The sequence below is a fragment of the Desnuesiella massiliensis genome (genome assembly GCF_001403615.1).
In the GTDB taxonomy this organism is placed as follows: domain Bacteria; phylum Bacillota; class Clostridia; order Clostridiales; family Clostridiaceae; genus Desnuesiella; species Desnuesiella massiliensis.
On record NZ_LN879457.1, the window covers coordinates 221,352 to 233,595 of the forward strand.

At 31.7% G+C, this 12,244-nt stretch carries 19 protein-coding genes; all 19 read left to right on the forward strand.

All coding sequences use genetic code 11. The features are described from left to right. Positions 1–130 precede the first annotated feature (130 nt). The 19 genes from BN2665_RS18945 (at position 131) to BN2665_RS27625 (ending at position 12,103) form a co-directional block, all read left to right on the forward strand. On the forward strand, positions 131–766 hold the full coding sequence (locus tag BN2665_RS18945; RefSeq protein ID WP_055668685.1) for a CPBP family intramembrane glutamic endopeptidase: 636 nt from the start codon (positions 131–133) through the stop codon (positions 764–766). Positions 767–1,036: 270 nt separating this feature from the next. After that, on the forward strand, positions 1,037–1,798 hold the full coding sequence (locus BN2665_RS18950; RefSeq protein ID WP_055668686.1) for a Nif3-like dinuclear metal center hexameric protein: 762 nt from the start codon (positions 1,037–1,039) through the stop codon (positions 1,796–1,798). 100 nt (positions 1,799–1,898) lie between these two features. Beyond that, positions 1,899–2,243 carry a VOC family protein gene (locus BN2665_RS18955; RefSeq protein WP_055668687.1) on the forward strand — a complete coding sequence of 115 codons (345 nt, stop codon included), beginning with the start codon at positions 1,899–1,901 and terminating at the stop codon, positions 2,241–2,243. A gap of 225 nt (positions 2,244–2,468) precedes the next feature. Next, the gene (locus BN2665_RS18960) at positions 2,469–3,032 is read left to right on the forward strand and encodes a nitroreductase family protein (protein ID WP_055668688.1); all 564 of its coding nucleotides are present in this window, start codon (positions 2,469–2,471) and stop codon (positions 3,030–3,032) included. Positions 3,033–3,050: 18 nt separating this feature from the next. Continuing rightward, positions 3,051–3,614, forward strand: coding sequence for a GNAT family N-acetyltransferase (locus BN2665_RS18965; protein ID WP_055668689.1), 564 nt, complete (start codon positions 3,051–3,053; stop codon positions 3,612–3,614). A gap of 145 nt (positions 3,615–3,759) precedes the next feature. Beyond that, positions 3,760–4,323, forward strand: a complete 564-nt coding sequence (locus tag BN2665_RS18970; protein ID WP_055668690.1) for a flavodoxin family protein — start codon at positions 3,760–3,762, stop codon at positions 4,321–4,323. Between the two features lie 58 nt (positions 4,324–4,381). After that, entirely contained in the window at positions 4,382–4,525 is a 144-nt protein-coding gene (locus BN2665_RS27125; RefSeq protein ID WP_154674992.1) for a hypothetical protein, read from the forward strand. A 112-nt stretch (positions 4,526–4,637) separates the two neighbouring features. Continuing rightward, the gene (locus tag BN2665_RS18975) at positions 4,638–5,228 is read left to right on the forward strand and encodes a GNAT family N-acetyltransferase (protein ID WP_055668691.1); all 591 of its coding nucleotides are present in this window, start codon (positions 4,638–4,640) and stop codon (positions 5,226–5,228) included. A 214-nt stretch (positions 5,229–5,442) separates the two neighbouring features. Continuing rightward, positions 5,443–5,958 (forward strand): hypothetical protein, encoded by a 516-nt coding sequence (locus tag BN2665_RS18980; RefSeq protein WP_055668692.1) that lies wholly within the window; start codon positions 5,443–5,445, stop codon positions 5,956–5,958. A gap of 86 nt (positions 5,959–6,044) precedes the next feature. Continuing rightward, positions 6,045–7,118 carry a serine hydrolase domain-containing protein gene (locus BN2665_RS18985; protein ID WP_055668693.1) on the forward strand — a complete coding sequence of 358 codons (1,074 nt, stop codon included), beginning with the start codon at positions 6,045–6,047 and terminating at the stop codon, positions 7,116–7,118. Between the two features lie 158 nt (positions 7,119–7,276). Beyond that, positions 7,277–7,741 carry a GNAT family N-acetyltransferase gene (locus BN2665_RS18990; protein WP_055668694.1) on the forward strand — a complete coding sequence of 155 codons (465 nt, stop codon included), beginning with the start codon at positions 7,277–7,279 and terminating at the stop codon, positions 7,739–7,741. Next, positions 7,738–8,160, forward strand: a complete 423-nt coding sequence (locus BN2665_RS18995) for a VOC family protein (RefSeq protein WP_055668695.1) — start codon at positions 7,738–7,740, stop codon at positions 8,158–8,160. The genes BN2665_RS18990 and BN2665_RS18995 overlap by 4 nt, the downstream gene beginning before the upstream one ends. A 104-nt stretch (positions 8,161–8,264) precedes the next feature. Continuing rightward, entirely contained in the window at positions 8,265–8,603 is a 339-nt protein-coding gene (locus tag BN2665_RS19000) for a pyridoxamine 5'-phosphate oxidase family protein (protein WP_055668696.1), read from the forward strand. A gap of 177 nt (positions 8,604–8,780) precedes the next feature. Further along, entirely contained in the window at positions 8,781–9,233 is a 453-nt protein-coding gene (locus BN2665_RS19005; RefSeq protein WP_055668697.1) for a GNAT family N-acetyltransferase, read from the forward strand. Positions 9,234–9,390: 157 nt separating this feature from the next. Further along, on the forward strand, positions 9,391–10,242 hold the full coding sequence (locus tag BN2665_RS19010) for an AraC family transcriptional regulator (protein ID WP_055668698.1): 852 nt from the start codon (positions 9,391–9,393) through the stop codon (positions 10,240–10,242). Between the two features lie 10 nt (positions 10,243–10,252). Continuing rightward, a complete protein-coding gene (locus tag BN2665_RS19015) occupies positions 10,253–10,960 on the forward strand; it encodes an MBL fold metallo-hydrolase (protein WP_055668699.1) in 708 nt (235 codons plus the stop codon). 128 nt (positions 10,961–11,088) lie between these two features. Further along, complete coding sequence (locus BN2665_RS19020) at positions 11,089–11,517, forward strand: hypothetical protein (RefSeq protein WP_055668700.1); 429 nt, start codon at positions 11,089–11,091, stop codon at positions 11,515–11,517. A 161-nt stretch (positions 11,518–11,678) separates the two neighbouring features. After that, complete coding sequence (locus tag BN2665_RS27770; protein WP_278335909.1) at positions 11,679–11,807, forward strand: hypothetical protein; 129 nt, start codon at positions 11,679–11,681, stop codon at positions 11,805–11,807. Continuing rightward, positions 11,786–12,103: a class I SAM-dependent methyltransferase gene (locus BN2665_RS27625; protein ID WP_242865988.1), complete on the forward strand. Its 318-nt coding sequence runs from the start codon at positions 11,786–11,788 to the stop codon at positions 12,101–12,103. The genes BN2665_RS27770 and BN2665_RS27625 overlap by 22 nt, the downstream gene beginning before the upstream one ends. Positions 12,104–12,244: the final 141 nt, after the last annotated feature.

The window sequence follows — 12,244 nt, forward strand, 5'->3', positions numbered from 1 at the left end:
AGTTAAATTGCACTGATAATATAAATGAATTATATAGCAGCTTTTTCGAAATTAGGACGAGTTCTTTTGTCAAGAGAGGTATTAAAAGTAAAGAAGAATGTAAGAAAAAAATGTGAACAGGAGCATAAATATGGATAAGATAACTTATTTGGTTTTAATAGGAGTTATAATGTTTTCCTATAAAATTTTAGAAAGCATTATAAAAAAATTCTTTCCAAAGTTAGTGAAAGATCAATTGTGGGCAAGTATAGGCTACTATCTTTGGGGATTAGTGCTATTGATAGTATATTTAATTATAAGACCTAATGATTATATAATAAAAAATCCCATAAATAATGAAATGGGGATTATGTTCATATTGTCTTTTATAATAAGTACAATTATTATTTGTATTAAAAATCCCAATGTTTATTATCCTAGAAAAAGTAATAAATTAAGATGCTTTCATTATGGTGTGATTCAACCTATTTTTGAAGAAGTGGCTTTTCGTGGCTTAATACTACCTATGACAATTTATTTGTTGGGCATCAATATTGGTATGATTATCTTACTAAATGCAATTATTTTTACGCTATTTCATTTAAATTATTGGTCTTTTGAAAAGGAAAGAATGAATATGTTTTTAGGTTTTTTAGTAATTGGATTACTTCTTAATTATATAACTTTCATGACGCAATCTATTCTTTATTCCATTTTGTGTCATATCATAATTAATGGCGGCAATACACTTTATAGAAATTTAAAGTTTAAGAATCAAAAAGCTTAAAATTTTTATTTGATGTTGAATACAACTTTTTCAGAAATAATTTCCAAAGGAGAATTGATAAATAGTATGCAATCTATACTTAATAGGCTTTGTAAAGAGTTTGAAGTTGATTTGCTCATAAAAATTTTTTGAATTAAGAAACACAATAGTAATTTATTATGAATTGGAGTTAGATTTGATGGTTTAATAATTTATTTATATTAGATAATTAATGCACAATACTAAGAATTACAATTAAGTAAATTGTTTGATAAATTAGGAGGTGAGTATATGGATGTTTCACATATTGTTGAAAGAATTAATGATCTTTTTAATGTAACAAGTAAGGAAATTTATTCTAATGAATCTGGGATTACATACCATGCAGATAAAAAAGTTAAAAAATTAGGATACTGTGTTAACCTAACGCTTGAAACTATAGAGGAAGCAAGAATTCATGGAGTTGATATGATGGTGACACACCACCCTGCATGGGATGAGATATATGGATTAAAAGAGGCGTGCATTGAAAAACTAGCAGAGTATGGTATAAGTCACTACTATAATCACTTGCCACTTGATGACTGTAACTTTGGAACAAATGATAGTTTATTAAAAAAATTGAATTTAAAGAATGTTAAAAGAACCCACGAATGGGAAGGGTTATATTTTGGTAGAGTCGCAGAATATGATGAAGAAATTGAATTTAATGAATTAGTAAAAAATATTGAAAATCTACTTGAAGAACCAGTTAAATCTTGGCGGTTTAATGACAAAAAGGTGAAGCGAGTGGGCTTAGTCTGTGGTAATGGAGGGCCAACAGCTTGCCTTAAGGAAGCAGTTGAAAATGAGTGTGATGTATACATTACAGGTGAATGTAATTTGTATACGGTTCAATATGCTCAGTTTAAAGGGATAAATCTTATCATTGGGAGTCATACTTTCACAGAAATCTTTGGAATTCAAAGTTTAGCATTGAAATTGAATGAGAATAAAAAAGAACTTGAAGTAGTGAGACTTAATGAAGAACATTATGAAGCGAATATAAAATAAGACATAATATTCTAATATTATGTATCAATTATAAATTTGCAATATTTAGATAATAGTAAATAACGCTTAGAATTTGATTTTTATTAGATGGGGGATATATATGAAAACACGACTTAATCATGTGAGAGTAAATGTTTCGGATATTAATAAGGCATTAGAATGGTATGAAGAAATATTAGGCTTTCAAAATGACGGTGGTTGGCCGCTGGACAATCCTACTTATTATGATTTTGTATCAGAAGAAGGTGCAAAATTTGCCATTATGGAAGTGAAGGGCGAAAAATCACATGGCAGACTTAATTTTCAAGTTGATAACATTGATGAACTTTGGGAGGCAATAAAAGACAAGGTTGAGATTGTTGAGCCTTTGTTTGATACACCTTGGGGAACTCGAAAGTTCACCATTATGGATTTGGATGGAAATGAATTAGGCTTTGGGAGGTAAAGAACTTAATTTTCTTGACTTAGACGGAAATAAGATTTTACTTTTAGAAGGCTAATAGTAATAATATAAATTCCGCATTTTTTTACAAGATCAAATGACGTAAAGATAGTTACTAAATTAGACTCAGTTTTAAGTCAAATTGACTGCAGAGATACTGAACACCCCGAGTGGACGGGCCTGAAGAAAAAAAGTATTGTTTGTTTTAATTTGGAAAGGGGTTTGAACGTGGACACAATTGAAACCATTTATAAAAGAAGAAGTATAAGGAACTATTTAGATAAGCCAGTTGAAAAAGATAAGATTATAACTTTATTGAAGGCTGCTACAGCAGCACCAACAGCAGCAAATTGCCAACCTTGGGAGTTTATAGTTATTGATGAGGGTGAAAAGCTTTCTGAACTAAAAGATAAATTTATTTTTGCGAGATATAATGTACCTGTTGCTATTGTTGTGTGCGGAAATATGAAATTGGCCTTTAAAGGTCCAGGTCAAGAAATGTGGGTTCAAGATTGTAGTGCAGCAATAGAAAATATTTTAATTGCATCAACAAGTATGGGGCTTGGATCAGTTTGGATAGGTGTATATCCTATTGAAAGTAATATAAGGCCAGTAAAAAAAATACTCAATATTCCTGAGCATGTTACTCCGCTTGGTATTGTATATGTGGGGTATCCTGCAGAAGAAAAAGAAGCGAGAACGCGGCTTAATGAAAAAAGGATATATTGGCAGGAATATGAATCTAGCCGTAAGCACAAGACAAAGGATAAGCCTGTTATAGGACATTACTAGAGTCTAAGAAAAGGAGCTATGGAAAAGATGAATTTGTTTTTAAAATTTCCGTTTATTCAAACAGACGAAATTACTCTCAGAAAAATAGAAAAAACTGATTTAGATGGTCTCTACTCAATATATAATAACGAAAATTTGTTCAAATATAGACCGGGGATAGTTAAGAGTAATAAGTCTACTGTTGAAAATATGATTTCTCATTTTGAAAGAGATTTTGGAAAAAAGAAAATTATATATCTCGGAGTTTGTTCTAATGAAGATACAAAGCGAATTATTGGTGTTGCCGAGATATTTGATTTTGATGAAAAAGTAAATGTGGTTACAATTGGATACACCTTAAACGAAGATTATTGGGGACAAGGTTTTGCTACAAAAACAGTAGAAGCATTATTAGATTATCTATTTAACACTATCGGAATAAATAGAATTCAAGCCTTTGTAATGCCTATTAATGTTAAGTCAAAAAATGTATTAGAAAGAAATAGATTTATAAAAGAAGGTACAATAAGACAAGGGGCTATTTGGAAAGGCAAAGGCATTGTAGATTTAGATTTGTATTCTATTTTAAAATCAGATTTATAGTTTTGTGATTATTCTGAAGGATAAAACATAATATAATTTTCTGTTTCTTCATTTTTTACATTACCTATAAATTACAAATTTGCAGTATTTACATAATAGTAATATTACACGAAAAAATTGATTTTTATTAGATGGAGTGATATATATGAAAACACTCATTTTTAGTGGTACACCTAGAAAAAATGGCGATACTATGGCTTTGGTAAATGAGTTTACTAACCATTTAGAGGGCGAATATAAGATTATATATGCATATGATTGTAACATTCAACCTTGTATTGATTGTAGATACTGTTGGAAGAATGATGGTTGTTGTCTAAATGATGAAATGCAGGAAGTTTATAAATATATTCAAGAATGCGATAACATATTAATTGCATCACCACTTTATTTTTCTCAACTAACAGGTCAGTTGTTAGCTATTACAAGTAGGTTGCAAACATATTTTTGTGCAAGATATTTTCGAAAAGTGAAACCTATTCAGAAAGAAAAAAAGGGTGGAGTAATAATAGTTGGTGGTGGAGATGGATGCATTGAAGATGCTTACGCTACAGCGTGCACACTCTTACATCACATGAACTCCAGGGATATTGCACCAGTTATTTATAGTCATGATACAAACAGTATCCCTGCTAAAGATGATACAAAGGCAATGGAAAGTTCAAGAAATCTAGCATTATTTTTTAATAATAAAGAGAACGGTATTTAAAAATACAATATGTGATGATTATGCTTTAATATATGATTTTCCAATCGAGAATGTAGTTATGCAGACAGAAGAAGTTAGTGACGTTAAGTGGGCTTCGATTGATGAAATTAAGAAATTATTTACTCAAGGATTGTTTATGATCGATGGCCTTGCAGATATAGAAAAGGTTATCAAATATATCAATGAAAATATCCGAGTATGAACATAAACTTTAGATTGAATTGTTCTTATTAAGCGACATTAGCTAAAAATTACGTAGCTTTTGTAAAAAATTACGAACTGACGATTATTTATATTTTGAACGGAGGGTAAACATGAATATCATTATCAAACCACTCACACCAGAACTTTCCGCCGATTACTTCGATTTCTTCGAAAATCGGGCATTCACAGACGATACCCCATATCGGTGTTATTGCCAGCCCTATCAAATGACCAAAGAGCAGGAGAAGGCAGTGTTTGACAAAGTAGATGGGCCTGACGTCGGTCGCGTGGCCAGAAAAGTCGCCGAGCGGCAGATCGATTCAGGCGCTCTGCAGGGATATCTGGCGTTCGTAGAGGGCGTGGCCATCGGTTGGTGCAACGCGAACAACAAATCGAACTATCCCATCGAATCGTGTACCGGCGCGCGTTTTTATGCGCCTGCTGAGAAGCGCGAAAAAGCGGTGGTCTGCTTCGAAATCGCTCCGGAATTTCGCGGAAAAGGCGTCGCCACCGCACTCCTCACTTGTGTGTGTGAGGACGCTAAAGCTGAAGGCTGTATTGCCGTTGAGGGTTTCCCCGTCGTGCGTGCCGAACGATACGAATGGGATTGCACCGGCCCCATTCGACTGTATGAGAAAGTAGGGTTCGTCAAAGTAGCAGAACAGGATGGGTTTGTGATTATGAGGAAAGAGTTGAAATAACAGCGAACAGTATAAGCATAATCTACAGCAAACTTAATGCACAATATTCTTTAATTGAGTCACAGCAGTGTATTATGTCTAGATAATATTGTTCATTATAGAAAAAGGGCTTAAGGGGATCAAGAAAAATTTGTTGCTTCCACTTTTTTTATATTACTTATAAATTGGGAGTTAGCAATAGTAGAATATTATATCTTAAGTGGAGGAATAAATATTGAACTTTTATAAAGTTATTATGATTTTAATCATAATAATAGGGGCGCTACTACAGCATATAATACATGAATTTTCACACGTACTCATTGCCAAGTTTAATGGAATTAGAACTATAAAAATTGAGTGGTTTACTTATTCAAAATTATTGTTGGGCACAAGAGTTACATTTGAGAATGAACCTGAATTAAATGAAAAGAGTATTGAGAAAAAATGGGGATGGGTTTCTATAGCAGGATTTGTTAGTACAAGACTTATAGGATATATTCTTATAATAATTTATTATTTATCTTCTAAACATATATCTAATTGGTTAATTTTAATTATATGCTTTTTCTCTATGATATTTTTAACCTTTGATCCACTGTATTTTGTCCTTGGCAGCATATTTGATTTTGGCGATGTAATGGGACTTAGAAAGGCATTTAGTATTAAAAAATCAGTTTCTATATTATTTTTTATAATAATATTGTCATTTAATATTTTATTGATAAGACTAATTTGGTATAGTTCGTAATTTTCATGTTGTAAATTAAGTAAGTTATAGTTACATAATAAGATATACTTTCATTTATTATAAGTAAAGAGGGAGAGTTGAATTGGATGACGCCTATATTTAGAAATATATGTGAAGAATATGCAAGCCATAAAAGATTCAGTGGTACTTGTATGGTTAAATCAGAAAATGAAGTTCTGTTTTCTGGCGCTTATGGATATGCAAATCGGGCATTTAAAATTCCTAATTTAATAGATACTAAATTTGATACAGCATCTGTTACAAAAACTTTTACTGCGGTAGCTATATTGCAACTTGTGGAAAAAAGCTTATTGAATTTAAATGATAACATCGTTGATATTATTGATCTAAAAGGAACTAAAATAGCTAATAATGTTAAAATTGAACATTTGTTAAATCACACATCAGGTATAGCTGATGATGCTGATGAAGAAGCAGGAGAAGAGTATTCAGAGTTATTTGTAAATAGTCCTAATTATGCAATTAGACAATGTAAAGATTTTCTTATAAATTTTGCTTACAAAGAGCCAAATTTTAAAGCAGGCTCTAACATTAGGTATAATAATTGTGCTTTTGTGTTACTTGGACTAGCTATAGAAAAAGTTACAGGAATAGACTATCGAACATATGTAACAAAAAATATTTTTGAAGCTTGTAAAATGAGCAATACTAAATTTTGTGCTATGGATGAGATTAATGAGAATACAGCGGAAGGTTATAAAAATATTTATGACAATGATGGAAAATGGATTGGATTTAAGAAAAATATATATTGCTATCCACCTATCGGAACTCCAGATGGAGGAGCTTATACAACAGTAGAAGATTTGGATATATTTATGAGAGCTATAAAAGATAACATAATTCTGTCGGAAAGTTATTCTAAAATGTTATTTACCCCGCATTGCCAGTTTACAAAACCTTCATCATGGAATGTGGTTCCTAATACGAAAGTTAGAACCGGATATGCATTTGAATTTTTAGAGATTGATAACGAGATTTTTTGTATGTTTAAAGAAGGATCAAATGAGGGTGTATCAGCTATGTTTTCATATTATCCAAAGGCAGACATTACTATTTCGATATTAGCTAATCAAAATTGTAATGTTTGGGCAATGCATAGAGAAATGCAAACAGAAATATATAATAGGTTCTATTAGTAAATTGGTTATAAGTTCTTTTAGCTTATTCAATTATTCCTATATTGTAATGCAATTTTATTATAATATCCATCAATCATAAATTTGCAATATTTAGATAATAGTATTTAAAAACGAAATGAAAATTAATAAAAATTTGATATCTTAAGAGGTTTAATATGAAAGTACATTTTAGTATTATTACTCCCGATAACTGGCTAATTTTTAATGTATTGAAGGTTAGAGAGGATCAGGGAAGCTTTGTTGCTTCCAATTTGACAATACTTGCAAGGGCGTTTGCATTTCGAGATTATAATAGTCAAGTATTTGCAATTTACTATGGAGATTTACCAATAGGATTACTAATGCAACGTGATTATAAGGAAAATAACAAGGGATTCTGTGTGCTTGACCAATTCATGATTGCGGAACAATATCAAGGAAAAGGCTTTGGAAAGACTGCTATGAAACTTTGGCTTTCCATGATAAAGGCTGAAGAAAAATATGATTCAATAATTCTTTGCTATAAAGATGGTGATGAGATTGCACGTAATTTATACCTTGGCATGGGCTTCCACCATACTGGTGAAGTAGACGAGGATGAAATAATCATGGAGTATAATCTGAAGGAGGTAAGAAAATGATTCAGTCAATTATCCATATAGCTTTAGTTGTAAAAGATTATGATGAGGCAATAGAATTTTATACTAAGAAACTTAATTTTACACTAGTTGAAGATACTTACCAGCCTGAGCAAGATAAACGATGGGTAATAGTGTCTCCACCTGGTTCAGTGGGAACTACCATATTACTTGCAAAAGCATCTAAACCTAAACAAGAAGCATTTATAGGTAATCAGTCCGGCGGTAGAGTTTTTCTATTTCTGAATACTGATGATTTTTGGAGAGATTACAATAAAATGCTTTCAAAGGATATAGAATTTGTGAGGGAACCAAAGGAAGCATCTTATGGAACAGTTGCTGTATTTAAGGATTTGTACGGAAATCTGTGGGATTTAGTGCAGTTGAAAAATGGACACCCAATTTTGGAGAGAGTTAAGTAGCCTTTTGCTAGATTCACAACATTCTTTATTACTACTATGGTAAGTTGGCATAATTAGCCATTATATTAAAATTATTAACAATAAGAATATTAGGGAGGTACACAATGGATATTTTTAAAGCTGCAATAGACTTAATGAAAGAACAATTAGGGCATGATGTGATAGTGGCCCTTGCAACTTGTACAGAAACTGGAGTAAATGTTAGGAATGTAGATGGATATTATAAAGATGGCTCTGTTTATGTGGTGACACATAATTGTTCACAGAAGATGAAAGATATTGAAAGAAAATCAAATGTAGCAATTTGTAAAGATTTGATGTGTGCACAGAGCATAGGGGAAAACCTTGGTAATCCAAAAGAAGAATCAAACAGAGAATTGCGAGATGAGCTAAAAAAGTATTCGTTGCATTTTATGACCGTCATGTTGATGAAAATGACCTAGGAACTTGTATTTTAAAGATTGCCTTAACAAAGGCCATTGTATTTAGTGAAGATACAAAATATATTATTGATTATAAAAATGCAACAGCCACTGCAATACCCTTTGTAAATGATATTATTTAGCAACAAAATATGATATAACACTAACATGCATATAGCAAGAGGAGGATTAGTAGCTATGATTAGAAAGCTTAATTTGAAAGATATAGAAACGGTTAAACGGGTATTAGAAGTACAAATAGCTTCATATAAAATTGAAGCTCAGATTATAAACTTCTATGAAATACCTCCTTTAAAGGATACAATAGATACTTTAAAAAATTGTGATGAAACTTTTTATGGATACTATATAAATGATACTTTAGCAGGAATAATATCCTTTAAGATTATTGAAAATACTTTGGACATACATAGAGTTGCAGTACATCCACAATTTTTTAGGATGGGTATAGCAGGAAAATTATTTAATTATGTAGAAAATATTCAAAATAATATAAATAAGGTAGTGGTGCGCACTGGAAGAGACAATCTACCTGCTGTAAATTTATATTTAAAAAATGGGTTTCAAAAGATAAAAGATATTGAAATCAGTAAAGATATTTATTTAACTCAGCTTGAGAAAATATTGTAATACAAAATTTCCAATTAAGTGTTATTCAATCTTCTTTCATAACAAACTAATAAAACAATATAAAATGACATAGGTAACGAGTCTACATATAAATGCATCAAAAGTCGAGAGAAGTATTAATTATTAATGTAATATTTTAATAGAAAAGAGGGGGCTTATGGACTGGATTCACCGCATGAATAGCTCAATGGATTATATTGAAGATAATTTAACTGGAGCAATTGACTACGAAAAGGCTGCACAGATTGCAGAGTGCTCTGTTTATAATTTTCAACGTATGTTTTCATTTATTTTGGACAAACCCTTATCAGAATATATACGAAGCAGGCGGCTTACATTAGCAGCTTTCGATTTGCAGAATAGCAACATGAAAATCATTGATATTGCGCTCAAATATGGCTATGATTCTCATGATTCCTTTACAAGGGCTTTTCAAAAGTTTCATGGTGTATTGCCATCCATTGCTCGAGATAAGGGAGTGAAGCTGAAATCTTGTCCAAGGATCTCTTTTCAAATTTCTATTAAAGGAGAAAAGGAAATGAATTATCAAATCGAGGATTGGAGAGAGTTTTCTATTGTTGGCTTTAAGAAAAGAGTTAATACTTCAACGGCTTTTAAGGAAATACCTGAAATATGGGATACAATCAGTAAAAATGGTGATATGAAGCGTTTATTTGAAATGTGGATAGCTTCAGACAGCAGGCCTACAGGTTTGCTAGGCATATGCGTGGGAGGAAATTGGGGGAATTCAGAGCAATTTGATTATTATCTTGGCGTTACAACTGATGTTGAACCAGCAGCTGATATGGCTAAATTCCATTTTCCTAAAGCTACTTGGGTGATTTTTGATGCTAGCGGAGCACTGCCAGAGGCAGTTCAAGAAATCCACAAAAGATTTTATACAGAATGGCTGCCAAATTCAGGCTATGAACCTGCTGATCTGCCAACTATAGAGTGCTATATGCAGGATAACAGGCAGGAGGTCTGGGTGGCAATAGTAAAGAAATAGGGGGATTTTAATGAAGCTAATATCATCAGATGGAATATGTATTAGTCAAGTGATGTCAAGCAATAATCCACTGCTTTTGTCCTATGATAATAACTACATCTTGGTGGATACGGGAAGAAAAGAAAAATGTGATGTGATCATTGAACGCCTTGCTAAGCTGTTAAAAGGGCAGCCTTTAAAGGCTTTAATTATAAATCATGCACATTATGAACATGTGGAAAATGTAGCGGCAATAAAAGAAAAATTTAATCCTAAAATAATTGTGCATGAAAGGGAAGCTGAATATGTGGAAAAGGGTGAAAGTAGCCCATTACCTTCATGGAATTATGTAAAAGGCGAAAAAATAAACAATTGTCCATCAACAAAGTGGCACTTTACTCCTGCACAAGCAGATATCTTAGTTGATAAGCGCTTGGATTTAGCTGAATATGGCTTCAATGGCTATATATTATGGACTCCAGGCCATAGCCCAGGATCATTAAGTATTATTATAAATGATGAAATAGCCATTGTAGGAGATGCCTTAGGAGGCATGGAGAAAAAGCCTTACGCAAAGAAGATAAATATCGCTTCTGGAGAGACAAAAAATAGCTGGGAAGCTTTGATTGAATTAAACTGCAGACAATATATCACTACGCATAGCGGTATACTTGATCATGAAGAATTATTAAATAAGTATAACAATTACTGTGCGGAAGCAATGAAGCTTTTGGAATAAGATTATGAATAGTTAAGACATATATAAGGAAGCAATTTCATCAATAAATATTGAATATGCACCATTATTAGAATATTCAGCTAATGATGGTGCATGAATATATAAATTTTGAAAATAGGTGAGAGATAATGGTTAATAAAATTATAAGACATAAGAGTAATATTGTGTGTTGCACTATAATATTAGCTTTATTATCATTAAGTATTTTATTCTATTCGGGAACCAAGGAGGGATATTTTAATATTTTTCTATTAGCAAGTATAATTGCTCCAATGATAATTATTTCAATACCTAAAAATACTTTGGCTGTAGATATAAGTTTTGGGGCTATTATGGTTTTACTTATCCTTCTATATGGAAAGGGTTTTTGGGTATACAGGGATGGGTTTATGTCCTTTACAGATATTCAAAGGCTTCCTAAAGAAGTAGTGGGTTGGTTTAGCTTTGAAAATCCATTGAGATTAAATTTATTACTTTTCTGCAGTACAACATCTATTCTATTATCCACTACGATAAGATTAATAGTTACTAAATTAAAGAGGGTTAAAGTATTATAAATCTATAAAAGTAGGTGAATCATTAATGAGAATAAAAACAGGTAACTACTCGGTGCAGTTAATATAATCTGATAGCAGATTGTATCGAGGTAAAAATATATTTGTTATCAGTTAACTGCACTGCTTTTCTTCAAATAATAAATATGAAAAGGAGAACAGTTATGAATTATGATGAATTAAAGGATATATGGAAAAAAGATGAGGAGAAAAGCTTTCAAGGCTGGGATTTTTCTTATTTAAATGATAGATGGGAAGAGGAAAAATTACCTTGGGATTACAAGTCATATTAAAGAATTATTTAAGAGCCGATTATGAATTACTTGATATGGGTACAGGGGGCGGAGAATTCTTATTATCTTTAAACTATCCTTATTCTAAAACTGCTGTTACGGAAGCCTGGGAACCCAATGTTAAGCTGTGCATGGAGAGGTTGACACCATTAGGTATTTCTGTTAATCAAGTTTATGAGGATAGCAAATTACCTTTTAAAGATAACTCTTTTGATATGGTAATTAATAGACATGAATCCTATGACTTAAAGGAAGTAAAAAGAATTCTAAAGCCTAACGGTATTTTTATAACCTAGCAGGTAGGTGGAAGAAATAATGAAATTCTTTCTAAGAGGTTAATCAAAAATTTTATACCACAATATGATTATTTAAATCTAGCATACACATTAGAGGAGCTGAGAAAAGATTCCTTTGAGATATTATATAAAGATGAATAT